The organism is Enterobacter cloacae complex sp. SYL003 (assembly GCF_049236925.1).
Classification (GTDB): Bacteria; Pseudomonadota; Gammaproteobacteria; order Enterobacterales; family Enterobacteriaceae; genus Enterobacter; species Enterobacter intestinihominis.
Map to the genome: position 1 here is coordinate 48,760 of NZ_JBMKJK010000007.1, position 20,921 is coordinate 69,680.

Annotated in this window: 15 protein-coding genes; 7 read left to right on the forward strand and 8 right to left on the reverse strand. The window is 58.6% G+C overall.

Translation table 11 applies throughout. From position 1 onward, the window contains the following. Nucleotides 1-94 precede the first annotated feature (94 nt). Nucleotides 95-1,690, forward strand: coding sequence for an ABC-F family ATPase (locus tag ACOT1A_RS10830; RefSeq protein WP_022647534.1), 1,596 nt, complete (start codon nt 95-97; stop codon nt 1,688-1,690). Between the two features lie 92 nt (nt 1,691-1,782). Here the strand turns inward: ACOT1A_RS10830 and ACOT1A_RS10835 are convergent, their stop codons facing one another. Both ACOT1A_RS10835 and ACOT1A_RS10840 read right to left on the reverse strand, forming a co-directional pair. Then, entirely contained in the window at nt 1,783-4,146 is a 2,364-nt protein-coding gene (locus tag ACOT1A_RS10835; protein ID WP_123906468.1) for a TIM-barrel domain-containing protein, read from the reverse strand. 17 nt (nt 4,147-4,163) lie between these two features. Then, a complete protein-coding gene (locus ACOT1A_RS10840) occupies nt 4,164-5,465 on the reverse strand; it encodes an MFS transporter (RefSeq protein WP_023299659.1) in 1,302 nt (433 codons plus the stop codon). A 285-nt stretch (nt 5,466-5,750) separates the two neighbouring features. Here ACOT1A_RS10840 and ACOT1A_RS10845 point away from each other — a divergent pair, with 285 nt between their 5' ends. After that, on the forward strand, nt 5,751-6,824 hold the full coding sequence (locus ACOT1A_RS10845) for a LacI family DNA-binding transcriptional regulator (protein WP_276170197.1): 1,074 nt from the start codon (nt 5,751-5,753) through the stop codon (nt 6,822-6,824). On the opposite strand, the gene ACOT1A_RS10850 is transcribed toward ACOT1A_RS10845, so the two are convergent. The 4 genes from ACOT1A_RS10850 to ACOT1A_RS10865 form a co-directional block, all read right to left on the reverse strand. Beyond that, complete coding sequence (locus ACOT1A_RS10850; RefSeq protein ID WP_038415728.1) at nt 6,821-8,077, reverse strand: DUF1479 domain-containing protein; 1,257 nt, start codon at nt 8,075-8,077, stop codon at nt 6,821-6,823. The genes ACOT1A_RS10845 and ACOT1A_RS10850 overlap by 4 nt on opposite strands. Before the next feature lie 150 nt (nt 8,078-8,227). Continuing rightward, nucleotides 8,228-9,043: a Cof-type HAD-IIB family hydrolase gene (locus ACOT1A_RS10855; protein ID WP_023299662.1), complete on the reverse strand. Its 816-nt coding sequence runs from the start codon at nt 9,041-9,043 to the stop codon at nt 8,228-8,230. A 166-nt stretch (nt 9,044-9,209) separates the two neighbouring features. Further along, nucleotides 9,210-11,642 (reverse strand): formate C-acetyltransferase/glycerol dehydratase family glycyl radical enzyme, encoded by a 2,433-nt coding sequence (locus ACOT1A_RS10860; RefSeq protein WP_276170196.1) that lies wholly within the window; start codon nt 11,640-11,642, stop codon nt 9,210-9,212. Nucleotides 11,643-11,646: 4 nt separating this feature from the next. Then, a complete protein-coding gene (locus tag ACOT1A_RS10865; RefSeq protein WP_063216391.1) occupies nt 11,647-12,546 on the reverse strand; it encodes a glycyl-radical enzyme activating protein in 900 nt (299 codons plus the stop codon). Nucleotides 12,547-12,673: 127 nt separating this feature from the next. Here ACOT1A_RS10865 and fsa point away from each other — a divergent pair, with 127 nt between their 5' ends. After that, nucleotides 12,674-13,336: a fructose-6-phosphate aldolase gene (gene fsa, locus ACOT1A_RS10870; RefSeq protein ID WP_022647542.1), complete on the forward strand. Its 663-nt coding sequence runs from the start codon at nt 12,674-12,676 to the stop codon at nt 13,334-13,336. Nucleotides 13,337-13,434: 98 nt separating this feature from the next. Here fsa and moeB read toward each other — a convergent pair whose 3' ends face one another. Continuing rightward, complete coding sequence (moeB, locus tag ACOT1A_RS10875) at nt 13,435-14,187, reverse strand: molybdopterin-synthase adenylyltransferase MoeB (RefSeq protein ID WP_271074940.1); 753 nt, start codon at nt 14,185-14,187, stop codon at nt 13,435-13,437. A gap of 1 nt (nt 14,188) precedes the next feature. Beyond that, nucleotides 14,189-15,421 (reverse strand): molybdopterin molybdotransferase MoeA, encoded by a 1,233-nt coding sequence (moeA, locus tag ACOT1A_RS10880; protein ID WP_193132125.1) that lies wholly within the window; start codon nt 15,419-15,421, stop codon nt 14,189-14,191. Nucleotides 15,422-15,610: 189 nt separating this feature from the next. On the opposite strand from moeA, the gene iaaA reads away from it, so the two are divergent. The 4 genes from iaaA to gsiC are packed head-to-tail and all read left to right on the forward strand — an operon-like array spanning nt 15,611 to nt 20,920. Further along, nucleotides 15,611-16,549 carry a beta-aspartyl-peptidase gene (iaaA, locus tag ACOT1A_RS10885; RefSeq protein ID WP_023299667.1) on the forward strand — a complete coding sequence of 313 codons (939 nt, stop codon included), beginning with the start codon at nt 15,611-15,613 and terminating at the stop codon, nt 16,547-16,549. An 11-nt stretch (nt 16,550-16,560) separates the two neighbouring features. Further along, entirely contained in the window at nt 16,561-18,432 is a 1,872-nt protein-coding gene (gene gsiA, locus ACOT1A_RS10890; RefSeq protein ID WP_276170195.1) for a glutathione ABC transporter ATP-binding protein GsiA, read from the forward strand. Between the two features lie 23 nt (nt 18,433-18,455). Next, nucleotides 18,456-19,994 (forward strand): glutathione ABC transporter substrate-binding protein GsiB, encoded by a 1,539-nt coding sequence (gene gsiB / locus ACOT1A_RS10895; RefSeq protein ID WP_126314735.1) that lies wholly within the window; start codon nt 18,456-18,458, stop codon nt 19,992-19,994. Between the two features lie 5 nt (nt 19,995-19,999). Next, on the forward strand, nt 20,000-20,920 hold the full coding sequence (gene gsiC, locus ACOT1A_RS10900; protein WP_276170194.1) for a glutathione ABC transporter permease GsiC: 921 nt from the start codon (nt 20,000-20,002) through the stop codon (nt 20,918-20,920). Nucleotide 20,921 lies beyond the last annotated feature (1 nt).

Consider the following 20,921-nt stretch of genomic DNA (forward strand, 5'->3'; position numbering starts at 1 on the left):
TTGTTAAAGTTTAGTGGATTACCGCAACACAGGATCTCAATTCGGAATTGTGGCATAATGCCGCGTTTATCACACTTTTCGCAGGAATCTCTCCGTGTTAGTTACCAGCAACGTCACTATGCAGTTTGGCAGTAAGCCGCTGTTCGAAAATATTTCCGTCAAATTTGGCGGCGGCAACCGTTACGGCCTGATTGGTGCCAACGGTAGCGGAAAATCCACCTTTATGAAGATCCTCGGCGGTGACCTGGAGCCGACGCTGGGCAACGTGTCGCTCGACCCGAACGAGCGTATCGGTAAGCTGCGTCAGGATCAGTTCGCCTTCGAAGAGTTCACCGTGCTCGACACCGTGATCATGGGGCATGCGGAGCTGTGGGAAGTGAAGCAGGAGCGCGATCGTATCTACGGTCTCGCTGAGATGAGCGAAGAAGACGGTTACAAAGTGGCCGACCTGGAAACGCAATACGGCGAAATGGACGGCTACTCTGCGGAAGCGCGTGCGGGCGAACTGCTGCTGGGCGTCGGCATTCCTGTTGAACAGCATTATGGTCCGATGAGCGAAGTTGCGCCAGGCTGGAAGCTGCGTGTGCTGCTGGCGCAGGCGCTGTTCTCTAACCCGGACATCCTGCTGCTCGACGAACCGACCAACAACCTGGACATCGACACCATCCGCTGGCTGGAGCAGACCCTGAACGATCGCGACAGCACCATGATCATCATCTCGCACGACCGTCACTTCCTTAACATGGTGTGTACGCACATGGCGGATCTGGATTACGGCGAGCTGCGCGTTTATCCGGGTAACTACGATGAGTACATGACGGCGGCAACCCAGGCGCGTGAACGTCTGCTTGCCGACAACGCCAAGAAGAAAGCGCAGATTGCGGACCTGCAATCCTTCGTCAGCCGCTTCAGCGCTAACGCCTCTAAATCGCGCCAGGCAACGTCGCGTGCCCGTCAGATCGACAAAATCAAGCTCGAAGAGGTAAAAGCCTCCAGCCGTCAGAACCCGTTCATTCGCTTCGAGCAGGACAAGAAGCTGTTCCGTAACGCGCTGGAAGTGGAAGCCCTCACCAAAGGCTTCGATGAAGGCCCGCTGTTCAAAAACTTCAACCTGCTGCTGGAAGTGGGCGAGAAGATTGCTATCCTGGGTGCCAACGGCGTGGGTAAATCCACTATGCTGAAAACTCTGGTGGGCGAAATGCAACCGGATAACGGTACCGTGAAATGGTCTGAAAACGCGCAGATTGGTTACTACGCGCAGGACCATGAATATGAGTTCGAAAACGATCTGACCGTCTTCGACTGGATGAGCCAGTGGAAGCAGGAAGGCGACGACGAGCAGGCGGTACGCAGCATTCTGGGGCGTCTGCTGTTCAGCCAGGACGACATCAAAAAGCCCGCCAAAGTGCTCTCCGGTGGTGAAAAGGGCCGTATGCTGTTCGGCAAGCTGATGATGGAAAAACCGAATATCCTGGTGATGGACGAACCAACCAACCACCTGGATATGGAATCGATCGAATCCCTGAACATGGCGCTGGAGATGTATCAGGGCACCCTGATCTTCGTCTCTCACGACCGTGAGTTCGTTAGCTCCCTGGCGACCCGCGTGATCGAAATCACGCCAGAGCGCGTGGTGGACTTTACCGGTAACTACGAAGATTACCTGCGCAGTAAAGGTATCGAGAGTTAAAAAAATAGCCGGGTGGCGGCTTCGCCTTACCCGGCCTACGTTCTACCCCCTCTCCCTGTGGGAGAGGGTTAGGGTGAGGGCATCAGGCCGCACTAAACCACCCACTCGCCCCCTTCAACCCCGTTCACCCGCAGCGTACGTTTTTCCCCCGTCGGTAACGACACCTTCAGTGCCTTCCATGCCGGACGATAGTCGCCGCGCGCATTCACCTTCAGGTTGATACTTGCGCCGTCGCACACCATCTCCCATTCCACCCACAGCGCATTGCCGTTCAGGTAGCCCCAGCTTTCGCCGTCATCCTCAAACAGCAGCCCGGAGGTGGTGCCGACGCCTTTCACCGGGAACAGTTTTAGCTCACGGGTATCGTCTTTATCGGCGCTCACGTGACGGATGCGTTCGCTGAGCGGCAAACCGGCCCCGGCGCGCACCAGAAGCGGCAGTTTTTCCAGCGGCGCATCAAGGACGATCGATTGCCCGCCCGCATACCACGCGTGGGTGTAAAAATCGTACCAGCCGGTTTCGTTATCCGGCAGCCAGACGTGGCGCTCGCGCTGCCCGGCTTCGACGACGCTGGCCACCAGCAGGTCACGGCCCAGCAGGAAGTCGTCGCACTCTTCAAAGGTCTGCGCATCGTGCTCATGATCGAGGAAGGTCGGGCGCAGCATCGGCTCGTCGTCGGCGTGCGCCTGCCAGAGCAGGGTGTAGAGGTACGGCAGCAGGCGATAGCGCAGTTCAATGGCGCTGCGAATCGCAGGGGTCACGCCCGGGTACATCCACGGTTCGTTCACGGTGCGATCGTCATTCCACGAGTGGATGGTAAAGCGCGGATGCATCACGCCGTTCTGTACCCAGCGCACGAACAGCTCGGCATCCGGCTTGTCGCCGGAGAAACCGCCGACGTCGTGACCGACGTTGAACAGTCCGGACAGGCTCATGCCCAGGCCCATGCGGATGTTATAGCGCAGGGTGTCCCAGTTGGTACGGTTGTCGCCGCTCCAGGTCTGAACGTAGCGCTGCATTCCGGCACAGCCGGAGCGGGAGATCAGATACGGACGTTTATCCGGCGCAAAGCGCTGCTGTGCTTCCAGCGAGGCGCGCATCATCAGCAGCGGCATCACCGGGCGAATATGCTTGATGGCGATCGCCTGGCCGAAGCCATAGCAGCGCGCCTCCCCGTCCCACACTTCATACTCGTTGTTGTCGTTCCAGGTGGAGTCGATGCCCATCTCCAGCAGCTGCGTGGTCACGCCGTTCTGCCACCACTGCACCGTCTGCGGGTTGGTGAAGTCGAGATGCGATCCTTCGTCATCCCAGAAGCTGGAACGTTCAGGCGCATCGGTTTCTGAATCGCGAATGAACAGGCCGCGTTCCGCCACTTCGCCGTAGCGGGGATGATCCTGCAACAGACACGGCTTGATGTTTGCCGCAAGCCGCAGCCCCGCGTCGTGGAACGCCTGGCTCATCACCTTCGGCTGCGGCACTTTGTCGTAGTTCCAGTTAAAGACGTAGCGCTTGCCGTTAATCGAGGTATAGCCGGAGGAGAGCTGGAACGAGTCGCACGGAATGGCATGCTCATCGCACAGGCGGATGAAGTTCATCAGCTGGTCCTGCGCGTCCGGCGCGTCGGTGTAGTGCATGGTTGAGCCGCTGTAGCCCAGGCTCCACTTCGGTCCGAACAGCGTTTTCCCCGTCAGGCGCACGAAGGCTTTCGTCACGTCCAGCACGCGCTTGCCGGTGAAGAGGTAGTAGTCAATATCGCCCGCTTCCGCCTGCCAGCGGCGGTAGGCGGTGTGATAGTTGTCGATCTCGTTACCCAGATCCAGCCAGCAGCTGCTCAGGTTATCGTAGAACAGGCCGTAGCTCACGTCATCACGATGGGTGAGGGTGAACGGGATATGCTTGTAAAGCGGATCGGTGCTGGCGGCGTTATAGCCCATCGCGTCCAGGTTACGCATCTCATAGCGTTTGCCGTTACGCTGTAAATCCCCCGCTTTCTCACCCAGACCGTAAAAACGTTCATCCTTGCGACGGCTGAGATAGTGCGCCACGCCGTCACCGTGGGCATTGAGCAGGTAGGCGCTGGTGGGACGGTCGTTAACCAGCGGCTGCCACTCGCCCGCCTCATTGCGGTAGTGCCACTCCAGCCACAGGGGCTGGTGGACGGTGACGCGCAGCTGTTCGGTCGCTACGGTTAACGTGTCGCCCTGCTGCGTCAGCGTCCAGGCCGGGCAGGTAAATCCGCTCAGATCGTCGCGACGGCGGCCTTCCCACGGTACGTCTTGTTCCGGCGCGATGCTCCAGGTGCGGTCCAGCGCCAGCTGGCCTTTACGCTTGATCAGCACGCGGAACAGATTCTCTTCCAGCACATACAGGCACAGACGGTGCTGGTTATCCACCAGCAGTTCCAGATGATTCGCTGACTGCGTATCGATGGTCCAGTTTTTCAGGGTTTTCATATGCAATACATCCACTATCAGGCGCGCTTGGCGCGACGTTCAGCAATAAATGCCACCAGGAAGAAAGCGCCAATCAGGTCAAAGAAGCCCATGGCGATAAAGAGCGGGTTGAAGCCGATTTTGTCGGCGGTCACCCCAATCAAAAGAGAGAACAGGAAGCTGGCGATCCACGCCGCCGAGCCACGCATGCCGTTAACCGTCGCCATCTGGCCCTTGTCGAACGACTCTACGACCAGCGCGCTCAGCATGCAGGAGATAATCTGGTGGCCGAAACCGCCGATGGAGATCAGCACGATGGTGATATACGGGTCGCGGGTCACGGCCACAACGGCCAGAGAAATCATCAGAAACGCGCCGGTCACTGAACTTGCCACCACTGAGTTGACGCGGGTGCAGCCGAACCAGCGGGTGTAAAGCCGGGTGAGGTAGCCGCTCGCCACGCTGCCGAGGTCGGCGGCGAGGAACGGCAGCCAGGCGAACATCGCGATCTGTTTCAAATCCATGCCGTGCTCTTTGGCGAGGTAAAGCGGCACCCAGAAGCTCAGCACCGCCCAGGCGGGTTCCGCCATAAAGGCCGGAATGGCGATACCGTAGAACCGTTTGTTCTTCGAGACGGTTTTCAGCGCGGTCAGAAAGGGCAGCCTGACCGGTGCGGGTTCGTTATCCTGTTTGATAAACGCCAGCTCGTCGCGGCTCAGGTTCGGGTGCTGCTCCGGGTTGTGATAGAAGATCCACCACAGGATCACCCACAGCAGCGCCAGTACGCCGGTAAACATAAACGCACCCTGCCAGCCGAACGACGCATGAGCGAAGTAAATGATTGGCGGAGCCAGCATCGCACCGATGGAGAAGCCCACGCCCGCCCAACCGGCGGCAACAGGACGCTCTGATTTCGGGAACCATTCACCGATGGTTTTGGCGTTCGCTGGCGTGGCGGCGGCTTCGGACGCGCCCATAAAGAAGCGCAGGATCGCGAGATGCAGCCAGCTCCCGGCACCTGCGTGGAAGATACACATCAGCGCCCAAATCCCGGCGCAGACCATAAAGCCAATCTTGAGGCCGATAACGTCAATCAGCCAGCCGCAAAGGGGCTGGAAAATGGTATAGGCGATCTGGAACGCGCCGACGATCCACGAGTATTGCTCGGTGGTGATACCAAGGCTCTCTTTCAGCTCGGGGGCGAGAATACCTAACGAGTTACGGGTGATGTAGTTTACGGTCACGCCAAGAAGAAACAGCACCAGTACGTACCAGCGCAGATTCTTAATGACGCGACGGGTTTTGCTTGTCGCAACGGTGTTGTTGATGTCCTGACTCATTTTCTTCTCCACAAGACGGACGGTAAGGGACAAAGGTTCAGGTGTCACACAGCGTCAGGCGTTTGAAAGTTATCTGTTTTAGAGTGCTAAGCTGCTATACAACTAGTATGGAAGTTGTGTGACAGGTTCACCTTAAGAGAGAAATTGAGCAGGAAATAGTGGATTTTGTGCAAACTTTCTCATAACCGAGGTTTAATTTTCGGCATTATGGCCTTCTCGCAAGTTATTACCTGATAAAGATGTTGTGAAAATTTTTTCATTTCACATCCGGAGCCAGATCACAAAATGGATAAAAGGCTTAAAATCACCGAAATCGCCGCCCGTACCCGGCTCTCCATCAGCACCGTTTCCCGCGTGCTGGCGGGGAAGGCAAACACCAGCGAAAAAGCACGGGCAACGGTGCTGGCATGCGCGCGGGAGCTGGGGGTAATAGAGGGCATGGCGGCGGGGCGTCTGTTGCTTAACAGCCTGATGGTGTTTGCCCCGCAGCGGGCGTTTGACGAGCGGTCTGACATCTTTTACTACCGCGTCATCCAGAGCGTGAGCAAAGGGCTGGCCTCGCACGAGGTTCGCCTGCGTTACTGTGCGCTGGAGGAGAACGACAGCGACGCCCAGCTGTTTCTGGCCCGCATGAACGAAGTGGACACCCAGGCGGCGATCCTCCTCGGTATCGACGATCCGCATATCCACGATCTGGCGGTAGACGTGGGCAAACCCTGCATGCTGATTAACTGCCGGGACCGCCACATGCGCCTGCCCGCCGTCGCGCCGGATCACCGCGCCATTGGCGAGCGGGCGGCGGAGTACCTGTTCGAGATGGGGCACCGGGAGGTGATGAATGTGCTGTGTTTGCGTCGCTATACCATGGAGCTGCGCCTGTTGGGGATCCGCGACGCGTGGCACGACCATAACCTCAGGTTCAACGACCGGCGCGATCTGCTGATGGTGCCAAGCTTCAGCGCCAAAGAGACGGAGCAACTGGTGAGTGAGTGGCTTCACCAGCAAAAAGGGAAAGATCTGCCGACGGCGTTCCTGGTGGGCGGCGACTTTATGGCGGCGGGGACCATCAGCGCCCTGCAAAAACGCGGTCTGCGCGTGCCGCAGGATGTCTCGGTGATGAGCATCGACGGCTTTAATCTCGCGGCGATTCAGGATGTGCCTCTGACGGCGGTGCATGTCCCGCGCGATGAGCTGGGAATAGAAGCGGTATATATGCTCCAGCAGCGGCTGATGCGCCCGGACGCGCCGGTCGGAACATTGCTGCTAAACGGCACGCTGGCCGTGCGGGAATCGGTACGGCGGATACGTCAGGGAAAACGACGCACCGCCGTTGAGCGGGAAGGGCTTTACGACAGTTAAGCCATGCCCAGCGCGCGCTTGCCGTGGATGTTCAGATCGTTCACGGTGAAACGGTCCTGCCAGCTTTTCTCATAATCCTCGCGCGGGAAATCTCCCGGTGACGCGCCGGTTTCCAGCGCTTCCTTGACCTTTTTCGCGTAGGCGAGGTTTTTCTCGCACATCGGCGCGGCAGGAATATACATCACGTTGCCCCAGCCCTGTTGGTTTTCCACCGGCGCGACCGAGTGGATCACATCGCAGTGCCACCAGACAGAATCACCGGCTTCCAGCGCGGGAATGCTGGTCAACGCTTCGATGAGCAGCGGATGCCACTTCTCAGAAATCGGCAGCACGCGCCCCGGCGCCACGCCGCACAGTTCGTCTTCCGGCACGTCGTCCAGCAGCGGACGCAGCAGAATGTAAGCCATCGCTTCCGGGATCGGCACCACGTGCAGCAGCCCCTGGCCGGGGATCATGTCCGACAGTGCCGTCCAGCCCTGGAAGGTGCGGAACACGGAGCATTTGGTGGTGTTATCCACCGTGTACTCTTCCACCTCGGTACGGTGCGCAGCATTCCACGGATCGTATTTCTCAACGTTGCCGTCAAACACGCGGGCAAAGACCTGCTGATAAGCGGGCAGCAGCCAGCGCTCCAGCGCGCCGGAATCGGTGTGTGCGCCAAGTCCTTTCGAGGTTGTTCCTGGTGGGCGGCGGCGAATGCGGTCCGGATAAATTACGCTCACGTCCGGGTCGAACCACTGCTTACCGTTGCTCTCAAATGTCCATAAACGATTCAGGAACGACTGTACCTGTGCCATCTCTTCACTCTGGCGCGCCTGCATTTGCGCCTGAGACCAGTAGATCGGATAAATCTCCGGGCGAGAGGCCGTTAAGGTGCCGAAGAAGTTATCGCCGGGTCCTTTGTAAACCTCGTCAAACTTATTCAGATCGAGGTAGTCGAGCATCGATTGATCCCATGCCAGCGCCTGCTCGCGCGGGAAGTGGCCTTTGATCACCGCGCAGCCGCGACGTTTAACCGCTTCGCGCTGTTCGGCGGTGATCGTACCGTTTTTCACATCCGTAAAGGGGATTACCGGCCATACGGATTCACCTTTATTTTTAAGGGCGTTAATTTCCGCCACGCGGGCGGCGATTTTGTCGCTAAGCCGGTCGAACACTGCCTGCACGTCACCGATCTGGGCCCGTAGCGCGCGTTTCATCTGACGAATTGCCGCTTTGTGGTCCGCTGGCAACGTTTCGCTGGTAAAGGTCATAACTGCCTCGCATCTTTCATTCGAAAGTAAAAGTGTCTACAAGTGATACTTTAAGTTAAAAATAAGTTAATGCAAGTTTAAAACCTTGACGGGCGCCACAGGATGGAAAAAGAGTGAAGGGGCCGGAGTGAGGCTCCGGCAGGTAGGGGATCAGACGTCGAACGGGGAGTGGGCGTCGAGCACGGCCTGAATCACATTCAGCGCGCCCTGATGGTTGTTATCGTCGGTAGTGTAACGGCTGACCGCTTTAATGCTTTCTGCCGCATTGCCCATCGCAAATGAATATTTCACCAGCTTCAGCATTTCCGCATCGTTGCCGCTGTCGCCAATGCCGACGCACGCCTGCGGGGAGACTTTCCAGCGTTTCAGCAGACGACTGATGCCGTTGGCTTTGTGCAGGCCCGGGATAATCAAATCGACAAAACCGAAGCCGCTGGTAACCGGCTTCATGATGCCGTCCAGGGAGACATGCAGTTTATCTACCAAATTCGGGATATCGCTGTCCGGCAGGTTCAGGGAGAATTTAAACAGCACGTCGTCAATGTCGCGGTAATCGCTGATGGGTTTTAAGCGATGGTAGTGTTTCGACATCAGCTTCACGAACGCTTCTGGAGCCTTATCGCTGACGTACGCGCTCTCCAGCCCGCAGGCCACAAAGTTCAGCCCTTTGTCTTTCAGTAGTTCACCAATGACGATCTGCGACTCATGACGCGTTAGCTCACCGTGGAAAATCTGTTCGCCGTGGTCGAACACCAGCGCGCCGTTTTCCGCGACGAAGGAGATCTGATCTTTCAGCTCCGGGAAAAAGGAGATGAGCTGGTAATACTGGTTGCCGCTGGCGACAACAAATTCGATGTTACGGGCTTTAAGCTGCTCAAACTGTGCCTGGAAGCGGTCACGATCGTACTGCTTGGCATCATCAAGGAAAGTTCCGTCCATATCGGTGACGATAACTTTTACGGTCATACTGTGCTCCTGGGTCACTGCGTTTTGAAACATTCTAATAACAAGGTGACGGGGAGCACAAATTTAATTTCGAATGAAAGTCAGAAAGCCGGGTGGCGGCTTCGCCTTACACGGCCTAAGGGGAGACAATGTAGGCCCGGTAAGCGAAGCGCCACCGGGCGTTTTTTTACAGTGTATGCTCGGTACGGGCAATAATATCGTCCTGCGCATCCGGTGACAGGGCGGTGAAGAACGCCGAGTAACCCGCGACGCGCACCACCAGGTCACGATACTGATCAGGGTGTTTCTTCGCTTCCAGCAGCGTTTCGCGCGAGACAATGTTGTACTGAATATGCCAGCCTTTATGCACCTCGAAGAAGGTGCGCAGCAGCACCATCAGCTTCTGGCGATCGCTGTCGTTTTCCAGCGTCGACGGGTTCAGCTTCTGGTTAAGCAGCACGCCGCCGAGGATCGCTTCCGTCGGCAGTTTACCCACGGAGCCAATCACCGCCGTCGGGCCGAGGTGGTCGGTACCGGAGGCCGGGCTTGCCCCTTCCGCCAGCGGGGTGTGCGCTTTACGTCCGTCCGGCGTCGCCATGGTTGCTGCGCCAAACGGCACGTTTGCGGAGATAGACGACGTGCCCGCGTAGTAGTTACCCCCAATCGGGCCACGGCCGTAGCGTGGGTTGTGATACTGCTTCAGCTCTTCAATGTAGGTTTCGTAGGCACGGGTCAGCAGCAGGTCCACGCTGTCGTCGTCGTTGCCGTACTTCGGCGCGCCGTTGATCAGGCGCTGGCGCAGCTGCTCGTGGGTCAGCCCCTCGAAGTCATCCGCCAGCGCCGCCGCCAGCTGTTGCTGACCGATAACGCCCTGGTCAAACACCAGCTTCTTCACCGCGGCCAGGCTGTTACCGAGGTTGGCGATCCCCACCTGAAGGCCGGAAACCCAGTCATACTTCGCGCCGCCCTGCTTAATGCTTTTCGCGCGTTCGATGCAGTCGTCCACCAGCGCCGAGCAGAGAATATCGTGGACGTTCTCTTCCAGCATGGTGTCCACCACGTACTCGATCTCAATGGATTTGCGGGTGTAGTAGCGGATCTGGTTATCCCACGCCGCCATCACTTCGTCGAAATTGCCGAAATTACCGGCCGAAAGCGCTTTTTCCTGCGGCAGGAATACCTGGCCGCTGGTGGCATCGCGACCGCCTTCCAGCGCTGCCAGCATCACGCGAGCGAAGTTGATAAAGCTCATGCCGGTGCAGCGATAGCCCCACTTTCCGCCGACGGCGGTTTCGATGCAGCCAATCGCCGCATAGTCATACGCGTCCTCTCGTTCCACCCCGAGCTTAATAAATTCCGGGATGACGATTTCATCGTTGTTAAACGCCGGCATCCCGAAGCCGCAGCGGATCACCTGCACGCAGGCGTCGAGGAAGTCGTTGCTCATGCCAGCGTGGTAGCGCACGCTCAGGTTTGGCTGGGTGGAGCGCAGACGGCCGCAGGATTCCAGAATTGCGTAGGAGAGCGGGTTGACCGCGTCCATTGGCTCGCCGTTGACCAGCTTCTGGCCGCCGATGGTGACGTTCTGATACAGCGGGCTGCCCGCAGAGGCTTTGGAGTGCGAGCCGGAGCGGATTTTGTTCACCTCCAGCAGCTTCAGCCAGCAGCTGTGCAGCAGCTCGATGGCGTGCTCGCGATCCAGGCTCAGGTCCAGCTCCACGTCGCGGCGATAGTACGGGTAAAGGTACTGGTCCATACGGGCAAAGGAGACGGAGTGACCGTTGGACTCAATTTGCAGGATCAACTGAATGAAGTAGCACAGCTGTAGCGCCTGCCAGAAGGTTTTTGGCGGCTGGTGGGCGATGATGTCGCAGTTTTCCGCCATCGCCAGCAGCTCGTCGCGGCGGCTGTCGCGGGTTTCGCTGGCGGCCATCTCACGAGCCAGATCGGCGAAGCGCCTGATGTGCAGGCTTACGGCTTCCAGCACGATATCAATGGCTTTCAGGAACTGATCGCCGTGCAGATCGTCCAGTACCGTCAGGTTGATGCGCGAGCGGCGCTCGGCTACTTTCGCGCGCAGGCCGTCGAGCCCTTTCTCCAGCACCAGCGGGAAATTCACCGCCAGGTGTGCGTCACCGGAGGTCATGTTACCTTCCGCTTTGATGATGCCGGTTTCCAGCAGGCCCTTCTGCTCGTCGGTAAACATACCGTAGCAGCGATCCTGTACCGTCTGGCCGCGCCACCACGGGCAGATTTCATGCAGAACGCGTTTATTCTCTTCGCTCACCGCAAAGCCTGCACCTGGACGGTCCGCCAGATCGTCAATCTCTTTCTCAATCCAGGAGACGGTATATTCCGGGAAGATCGGCGCGGCACGCACTTCGCTGGCCTGGTTACCGATAATCAGCTCGTCGTGCTTGATCCAGATGGTACGTTTTGCCAGGTGGTGGGCAAGGGCCAGCGCGCGACGTACCGGGATCGGCTTGTCCAGATGCTGCTGATACATTTCGGTATAGTGCTGCGCGCGTTCAGTACAGACCGGCGGCTTAACGATATGCACCAGAGCCGTTTTGTGCGCCTTGATGCGCTCGCTGAGGGTGTTGAGATTCAGGGTGGTCATAAGTTTATCCTCGTAAGGTCGCGGTTAACCCTTTCTGGCAGGCATACTGCTGCGCGAAGTCCAGCAGGGCAGGGTTATCCAGCGGTTTGTCAGGGGCAGAGTAGGGTTGGCCGAGCAGGGTGTATTTGTTCATGCCCAGCGTGTGATACGGCAGATAATGAATATCATCGACGCCGAGTTCATCGGCGGCGAAGTTGGTAATGGCGGTAACCGACGCTTCATCGGCGTTAAAGCCCTGGATCAGCGGCACGCGGATGGTGATCTTCTTCCCGACGGTAGCCAGGCGCTTCAGGTTGTCCAGGATCCGCTTAGCAGAACCATCGGTCCACTGCTTGAACACCTCGCCGTCGACATGTTTCAGATCCGCCAGGAACAGATCGACATACGGCAGTGAAGGCTCGATATAATGCCAGGGCACGTGAAGGCAGGTTTCAACCGCAGTATGAATGCCTTGTTCATGGCTGGCTTTAAACAGGGCGTGCGCCAGGTCAGGATTCATAAACGGCTCGCCGCCGGAAAGGGTGATCCCGCCGCCGCTGCGGTCGTAGAAGGGCTTGTCGCGCAGCACGGTGGCCATAATCTCCTCCACCTGCTTCTCTTCACCGCAGACGGTAAGCGCCTGCGTCGGGCAGCAGTCGGTGAGGGCAGTGAGCGTCTCTTCGCTTAATTTTTCACGATGGATGATCAACTCGTTCAGCGCGCGTTCAACACACCCTGGCGCGGCCTGCTGACACAGGTCACAGCCGTCCAGACACAGACGGGCGTCAAACAGGACGTCCCGCGTGCGGGAGCGGCTTTCCGGGTTCTGGCACCAGCGACAGCCCAGCGAGCAGCCTTTCAGGAACACCACGGTTCGAATACCGGGGCCGTCGTGGGTGGAGTAACGCTGTATGTTGAAGATCATTTTTTTGCCCTCTGATTACATATGAAGATTAAATTACTTTCGAATGAAAGTTATCTTGATATGGGTCAATTCATGAGCAGGTTTTCTCGTGATAGGGTAAATGCAGGCTAATTTTGAGGGTGACATCATGGAACTTTATCTCGACACATCTGACGTTGCGGCAGTCAAAAAGCTGGCGCGTATCTTCCCGCTGGCGGGCGTGACCACTAACCCAAGCATTGTGGCGGCGGGTAAAACCCCCCTGGAAGAGTTGCTGCCCGCGCTGCACGACGCGCTGGGCGGCAAGGGCCGGCTGTTCGCTCAGGTGATGGCGAAGACCGCCGAGGGGATGGTGGAAGACGCACGTAAGCTGCGCGCGATAATCGATGACCTGGTGGTGAAAGTGCCCGTGACCGCTGAAGGGCTGGCGGCGATCAAAATGCTGAAAGCAGAAGGGATCCCGACCCTGGGTACCGCGGTATACGGCGCAGCGCAGGGGATGCTCTCCGCGCTGGCGGGTGCTGAGTATGTGGCCCCTTACGTGAACCGCGTGGACGCGCAGGGCGGGGACGGGATCCAGACGGTGATTGAACTGCAACAATTGCTGACGCTGCACGCACCGCAGTCAAAGGTGCTCGCCGCGAGCTTTAAAACCCCGCGCCAGGCGCTGGACTGCCTGCTGGCAGGGTGCGAGTCCATCACGCTGCCGCTGGACGTGGCGCAGCAGTTTATTACCTCTCCGGCAGTAGATGCGGCAATTGTGAAGTTTGAGCAGGACTGGCAGGGGGCGTTTGGGCGGACGTCTATTTGATGCTGTTGCCGGGTGGCGCTGACGCTTACCCGGCCTACGATTTTCTCCCTCTCCCTGTGGGAGAGGGCCGGGGTGAGGGCATCAGGCCGCAGCAGGGTTTAACCTCCGCACACCTCACACCCCGGATTACGCATCAGCTTCATCTCGCGGAACTGACAGGTCATCGCGTCATACATCACGATTTTGCCCGCTGCGGGCGTGCCGTAATTCGCCAGCACCTTGATCGCCTCCATGGCCTGCAAGGAACCGATAACCCCAACCAGCGGCGCCATCACGCCCGCCTCGACGCAGGTCAGCGCATTCTCGCCAAACAGACGGCTCAGGCAGCGGTAGCAGGGCTCTCCCTCAGCGTAGGTGAAAACGCTGATTTGACCCTCCATGCGGATGGCCGCGCCGGAAATTAGCGGCGTTTTATGGGCAAAGCAGCCCGCATTGAGCTGGTTGCGAATGGCGACGTTATCGGTGCAGTCCAGCACCAGGTCATGCCGAGCAATCTGCGCAAACAGCGCGTCGTCATCCAGCATCGCGTCAATCAGGGTGAACTGAACGTTGGGGTTAATTCGCGCCAGCGCCGTGCGCGCAGATTCCACTTTCGGCTGACCAACCGTCGCGTCGCTGTGTAGCGTCTGGCGTTGCAGGTTCGACACCGACACGGTATCGAAATCCAGTAGCGTCATGCGGCCGACGCCCGCCGCAGCCAGATATTGCGCCGCCGCGCAGCCCAGCCCGCCAAGGCCGACAACCAGCACGCTGGCCGCCTTGAGCGCTTCCTGACCCTCGAAATCAAACCCGCGCAGCACGATCTGGCGGTTGTAGCGCATCATCTCCGGGTCGCTCAGTTCCACCGTCATGTCAGCCTCCGAAAAGGTGGTTAAAGCGTTCCACTTCAACCCATTCGCCCGCCTCAACGTGGCCGCGATCGCGCTCCAGCACGATAAAGCAGTTACCCTGGCTGAAGGAGCTAAAGATGTGCGAACCCTGATGCCCGGTGGTGCTCACCTCCAGCTCGCCATCGGCGTTGCGCGCCAGAATGCCGCGCTGGAAATCGAGACGGCCCGGAGATTTTTTGAGGCGCGTTGCCGCCCGCACGCGCACACGTTCCGGCAGCGGGTCGGCATTGTTGCCTGAAAGCTTCGCCAGCAGCGGGATCACCAGCTGGTAGAAGGTCAGCGCGGCAGAGACCGGGTTACCCGGCAGGCCACAGAACCAGCTGTGCGGAAGTTTGCCAAACGCGAACGGTTTGCCCGGTTTAATCGCCAGCTTCCAGAAGGCGATTTCACCCAGCTCTTCAAGCAGGGTTTTGGTGTAATCCGCTTCGCCAACCGATACGCCGCCAGAGCTGATCACCACGTCGGCAGAGGCGTCCGCGTCGATAAACGCCGTGCGCAGTTTCTCCGGATCGTCAGGAATGATGCCGAGGTTAATCACCTCGCAGCCCAGTTGCTCAAGCATCAGGTGCACCGCCAGACGGTTGGTGTCGTAAATCTGCCCCTCGTTCAGCGGCTGACCCGGAAGCTGTAGCTCGTCTCCCGTTGAGAACACCGCCACGCGTACCTTGCGGACAACGTCAATCTCCGCGATGCCAAGCGATGCCAGCACCGGCAGTTCGGCGACCGTCAGTTTTTGCCCGGCGGCAAAGACCGTTGCGCCGAGGGTAATGTCTTCCCCGATGTGGCGGATATTCTGTCCCGCTTTGACGCTGGCGGTAAAACGCACGCCGTCGTCCGTTAGTTCGGTCTCTTCCTGCATCACCACGGCTTCACAGCCCTTTGGCACCGGCGCGCCGGTCATAATGCGCACGCAGGTGCCCGCTGGCCACTCACCGTTGAACGGCTGCCCGGCAAAGGCTTTACCTGCCACCGGCAGCGGCTGACCCGTTTGCAAATCCGCCAGACGTACGGCATAGCCGTCCATCGCCGCGTTATCGAACCCCGGCACGTTCAGCGGCGAGACGATATCGCGCGCGGCAATACGGCCAAAACAGCGCACAAGCGACAGCGTCTCAACGTCGTGCAGGGGAGTAATACGATCAAGCATCTGCGAGAGTGCCGTCTCAAGCGGCATCAGTCCGGCGGTAAAATCCATGGTGGGCTCCTGCGGAGTAACAACGAAAGCGCTCATTATGGCAGAAAAGTGTGGCTAACTGTATGACCCGATGGGTGTACGCTTTACATCACAGTTGCGTCTTTCTATATTCAAAAATCATCTGAAGATTCGTCGACGATAATGATATTTATAGAAAAAGCAGCCAGCCAGGCTGATGGGTGATGCGAAATGAGTAAAGCGGTTATCGCAATTCATGGCGGTGCCGGGGCAATCACCCGTGCACAGCTCAGTCCCGAGCAGGAGAAGCGTTATATTGATGCGCTGAACGCCATTGTGGAAACAGGCCAGCGCATGCTGGAAGCGGGCGAAAGCGCGCTGGACGTGGTGACCGAAGCGGTGCGCCTGCTGGAGGAGTGTCCGCTGTTTAATGCCGGTATTGGCTCGGTCTTTACGCGCGATGAAACGCATGAACTGGATGCCTGCGTGATGGACGGTATCACCCTGAAAGCGGGGGCGGTGGCGGGCGTCAGCCGACTGCGCAATCCCGTGCTGGCCGCGCGTCTGGTGATGGATCAAAGCCCGCATGTGCTGCTGACCGGGGCGGGGGCGGAGAAATTTGCCGTCGAGCACGGGATGGATACGGTCTCGCCCGATCTTTTTTCCACCGAGGAGCGTTACCGGCAGTTGCTGGAGGCCCGTACAGCGGGGATGACGCAGCTGGACCATGCCGCGCCGCTCGATGAACGCAGCAAAATGGGCACGGTAGGCGCGGTGGCGCTGGATAAAGCCGGTAACCTCGCCGCCGCGACGTCGACAGGCGGTATGACCAACAAGCTTCCCGGACGCGTCGGCGACAGTCCGCTGCCGGGGGCCGGGTGTTACGCTAATAACGCCACGGCGGCGGTGTCATGCACCGGCACCGGCGAAGTGTTTATCCGCGCGCTGGCGGCCTACGACATTACCGCGCTAATGGATTACGGCGGATTAAGCCTGAGTGAGGCCTGCGAGCGGGTGGTAATGGAGAAACTGCCAGCCCTGGGCGGAGAAGGTGGCTTAATCGCGGTGGATCGGGAGGGCAACGTGGCGCTGCCGTTCAACAGTGAAGGGATGTACCGGGCGTGGGGGTATGCCGGCGATGCGCCCAGCACAGGCATTTATCGTGAATAAGGGGGCATTGCGTGCCGCACAGTGAAGAGCTGGACAACTGCGAAGTGCTGGCTGTCCACCAACTGAATATTGCCTTTCAGGAAGAGCGGCAGTTCATCCCTGCAGTACAGAATTTATCGTTTTCGCTCAGGCGCGGCGAGACGCTGGCGATTGTCGGCGAGTCCGGATCCGGTAAATCGGTTACCGCGCTGGCGCTGATGCGTCTGCTTGAGCAGACGGGCGGGCAGGTCACCAGCGAGCGGATGCTGTTGCGCCGTCGCAACCGTCAGGTTATCGATCTCAACGAGCTGAGCGCGTCCCGGATGCAGGGGGTGCGCGGGGCGGATATTGCGATGATTTTTCAGGAGCCGATGACCTCCCTGAACCCGGTCTTCCCGGTGGGCGAGCAGATTGCCGAATCTATCCGCCTGCATCAGGGATTGAGCGGTGATGAGGCGCTCAACGAAGCTAAACGGATGCTGGAGCTGGTACGTATCCCTGAGGCGCACGCGATTTTGTCCCGCTATCCGCATCAGCTTTCCGGTGGCATGCGCCAGCGGGTGATGATTGCGATGGCGCTGTCGTGCCGTCCGGCGGTGCTCATTGCGGACGAACCCACCACGGCGCTGGATGTCACCATTCAGGCCCAGATCCTGCAACTGATTAAGGTGTTGCAGCAGGAGATGGAGATGGGGGTGATATTCATCACCCACGATATGGGGGTGGTGGCGGATATTGCCGATCGGGTGCTGGTTATGCATCAGGGCAATGCCGTGGAAACCGGCACGGTGGAGCAGGTCTTTCATGCGCCGGTGCATCCTTATACTAAAGCGCTGCTGGCGGCGGTCCCGCGTCTGGGCGCCATGAATGGCAGTGATTTTCCGCGCCGTTTTCCGCTGTTCTCTCAGACCGAACAGGGCCAGCAGGAAGACGAAACCGAGCAGAACACGGTGGTTTCCGGCAGGCCGATCCTTGAAGTGCGTGACCTGGTGACCCGTTTCCCGCTGCGCAGCGGGATCCTTAACCGCGTGAAGCGCGAAGTGCATGCGGTTGAATACGTCAGTTTTGATCTCTGGCCGGGCGAAACGCTGGCGCTGGTGGGGGAGTCCGGCTGCGGTAAATCCACCACCGGGCGGGCGCTGCTCAGGCTGGTTGAGTCGCAGGAGGGGAGCATCACCTTCAACGGTGAGCGCATCGATACACTCCCCAATGGTAAATTGCAGGCGGTACGCCGGGATATTCAGTTTATTTTTCAGGATCCTTATGCGTCGCTCGATCCGCGCCATACGGTGGGGTACTCGATTATGGAGCCGCTGCGGGTGCACAAACTGCTCGACGGTGAAGCCGCGCAGCGCCGCGTCGCGTGGCTGCTGGAGCGCGTGGGCCTGAAACCGGAGCATGCCTGGCGTTATCCGCACGAATTTTCTGGCGGTCAGCGACAGCGTATCTGCATAGCCCGGGCATTGGCCCTGAATCCGAAAGTGGTGATTGCGGATGAGTCCGTGTCAGCGCTGGATGTCTCCATCCGCGCGCAAATCATCAATCTCCTGCTCGATTTACAGCGGGATTTGGGCATTGCGTTTCTGTTTATCTCTCACGATATGGCGGTGGTTGAGCGGATCAGCCATCGCGTGGCGGTGATGTACATGGGGCAAATTGTTGAAATTGGCCCCCGTCGGGCGGTATTTGAAAACCCGCAGCATCCGTACACCCGCAAGCTGATGGCCGCCGTACCGGTTGCCGATCCTGAGCATCGTCACGCCCAGCGCGTGCTGTTGCAGGACGAAATGCCGAGCAATATTCGTAAACGGGGCGAAACTCTGGAGCGCGTGGCGCTGCGTGAAGTCGGTCCCGGTCATTTTGTCGCACCCCCGCGTCAGGGCAATGCATTCTCGCGGTTATAACTTACAACAGGCAGGAGAACACAATGGTTCCTTTTGTTGCTCGTCAATGGCTGCTTGCCGCGAGCGTGACGGCTGCGCTGGCCGCCGCCCCCGCGATCGCGGCGAAAGACGTGGTGGTGGCTGTGGGGTCTAACTTCACGACGCTGGATCCGTATGATGCTAACGACACCCTTTCTCAGGCGGTGGCAAAATCCTTCTACCAGGGGCTGTTCGGCCTGGACCGCGAGATGAAGCTGAAAAACGTGCTGGCGGAAGGCTATACCGTGTCGGACGACGGGCTGGTCTATACCGTTAAGCTCCGTACCGGCGTGAAGTTCCAGGACGGCACCGACTTCAACGCCGAGGCGGTTAAGGTCAACCTGGACCGAGCCAGCAATCCGGAAAACGGTCTTAAGCGCTACAACCTGTATAAAAATATCGCCCAAACCGAGGTGATTGATCCAGCGACGGTGAAGATCACCCTCAAAGAGCCGTTCTCGGCGTTTATCAATATCCTGGCGCATCCCGCGACGGTGATGATTTCCCCTGCGGCGTTGAAGAAATACGGCAAAGAGATTGGCTTCCACCCGGTGGGGACCGGACCGTACGAACTGCTTACCTGGAACCAGACCGATTATGTGAAGGTGAAGAAATTCGCCGGATACTGGCAGCCGGGGCTGCCGAAGCTGGATACCCTCACCTGGCGGCCGGTCGTGGACAACAATACCCGTGCCGCGATGCTGCAAACCGGCGAAGCGCAGTTTGCCTTCCCGATCCCCTACGAACAGGCAGCGCTGCTGGCGAAAAACAGCAAGCTGGAGCTGGTGGCCAGCCCGTCGATTATGCAGCGCTACATCAGCATGAACGTCACGCAAAAACCGTTTGATAACCCGAAGGTGCGCGAAGCCATCAACTACGCCATTAACCGCCAGGCACTGGTGAAGGTGGCCTTTGCAGGCTACGCCACCCCGGCGACGGGCGTGATGCCGCCAACCATTGAGTACGCGCAGAGCTATCAGCCGTGGCCGTACGATCCGGCGAAAGCGCGGGAACTGCTGAAAGAGGCGGGCTATCCGAACGGCTTTAGTACCACGCTGTGGTCGTCGCATAACCACAGTACCGCGCAGAAGGTGCTGCAATTTACCCAGCAGCAGCTGGCGCAGGTGGGCATTAAAGCCAGGGTCACGGCGATGGATGCCGGACAGCGCGCGGCGGAAGTGGAAGGCAAAGGACAGAAAGAGAGCGGCGTGCGGATGTTCTACACCGGCTGGACGGCTTCAACCGGTGAAGCGGACTGGTCCCTGTCGCCGCTGTTTGCTTCCCAGAACTGGCCGCCAACGCTGTTCAATACCGCGTTCTACAGTAATCCGCAGGTGGATAAGGATCTGGCCGATGCCCTGAAAACCACCAAACCGGAAGAGAAAGCGCGCCTGTACAATGAGGCGCAGGACATTATCTGGAAAGAGTCGCCGTGGGTGCCGCTGGTGGTGGAAAAACTGGTCTCAGCCCACAATAAAGCGCTGACCGGTTTTTACATCATGCCGGATACGGGCTTTAGCTTTGATGACGCGGATCTAAAATAAAACTCATGCTGAATTATGTGTGTAAACGCCTGCTGGGGCTTATCCCGACGCTGCTGATTGTGGCCGTGCTGGTGTTTTTGTTTGTCCACATGCTGCCCGGCGATCCGGCGCGTTTGATTGCCGGACCGGAAGCGGATGCCACGGTTATAGAACTGGTGCGTAAACAGCTCGGTCTTGACCAGCCGCTGTATCGGCAATTTCTGCGCTACATTGGCAATGTCCTTCAGGGCGATTTCGGCATCTCGATGGTGTCGCGTCGTCCGGTGTCGGAGGAGATTGCCAGCCGCTTTATGCCCACCTTCTGGTTAACGATTGCCAGTATGAGCTGGGCGGTTGTGTTTGGCCTGGGCGCGGGAATCGTTGCCGCCGTCTGGCGCAACCGCTGGCCGGATAAGCTCGGTATGGCGCTGGCGGTCACCGGTATCTCTTTCCCGGCGTTTGCGCTGGGTATGATGCTGATGCAGATTTTCTCCGTCGAGCTGGGCTGGTTGCCCACCGTCGGGGCCGACACCTGGAAGCACTACATTCTGCCCTCTATGACGCTTGGCGCAGCCGTTGCGGCAGTGATGGCCCGTTTCACCCGCGCCTCCTTTGTCGACGTGCTGAGCGAAGATTACATTCGCACCGCGCGGGCAAAAGGGGTGAGTGAGAAATGGGTCATTCTGAAGCATGGTTTTCGTAATGCGATGATCCCGGTGGTCACGATGATGGGGCTACAGTTCGGCTTCCTGCTGGGCGGCTCTATCGTGGTTGAGAAGGTCTTTAACTGGCCGGGGCTGGGGCGCCTGCTGGTCGACTCGGTCGATATGCGTGACTATCCGGTTATTCAGGCTGAAGTTCTGCTTTTCTCGCTGGAGTTTATTCTTATCAACTTAGTGGTGGATGTGCTGTACGCCGCCATTAACCCGGCCATCAGGTATAAGTAAG

Coding starts and splice junctions, on each gene's coding strand:
- ACOT1A_RS10835 (WP_123906468.1), bottom strand. CDS start 4,146: ATGAAAACCCTGAAAAACTGGACCATCGATACGCAGTCAGCGAATCAT.
- ACOT1A_RS10840 (WP_023299659.1), bottom strand. CDS start 5,465: ATGAGTCAGGACATCAACAACACCGTTGCGACAAGCAAAACCCGTCGC.
- ACOT1A_RS10845 (WP_276170197.1), top strand. CDS start 5,751: ATGGATAAAAGGCTTAAAATCACCGAAATCGCCGCCCGTACCCGGCTC.
- ACOT1A_RS10850 (WP_038415728.1), bottom strand. CDS start 8,077: ATGACCTTTACCAGCGAAACGTTGCCAGCGGACCACAAAGCGGCAATT.
- ACOT1A_RS10855 (WP_023299662.1), bottom strand. CDS start 9,043: ATGACCGTAAAAGTTATCGTCACCGATATGGACGGAACTTTCCTTGAT.
- ACOT1A_RS10860 (WP_276170196.1), bottom strand. CDS start 11,642: ATGACCACCCTGAATCTCAACACCCTCAGCGAGCGCATCAAGGCGCAC.
- ACOT1A_RS10865 (WP_063216391.1), bottom strand. CDS start 12,546: ATGATCTTCAACATACAGCGTTACTCCACCCACGACGGCCCCGGTATT.
- fsa (WP_022647542.1), top strand. CDS start 12,674: ATGGAACTTTATCTCGACACATCTGACGTTGCGGCAGTCAAAAAGCTG.
- moeB (WP_271074940.1), bottom strand. CDS start 14,187: ATGACGGTGGAACTGAGCGACCCGGAGATGATGCGCTACAACCGCCAG.
- moeA (WP_193132125.1), bottom strand. CDS start 15,421: ATGGATTTTACCGCCGGACTGATGCCGCTTGAGACGGCACTCTCGCAG.
- iaaA (WP_023299667.1), top strand. CDS start 15,611: ATGAGTAAAGCGGTTATCGCAATTCATGGCGGTGCCGGGGCAATCACC.
- gsiB (WP_126314735.1), top strand. CDS start 18,456: ATGGTTCCTTTTGTTGCTCGTCAATGGCTGCTTGCCGCGAGCGTGACG.
- gsiC (WP_276170194.1), top strand. CDS start 20,000: ATGCTGAATTATGTGTGTAAACGCCTGCTGGGGCTTATCCCGACGCTG.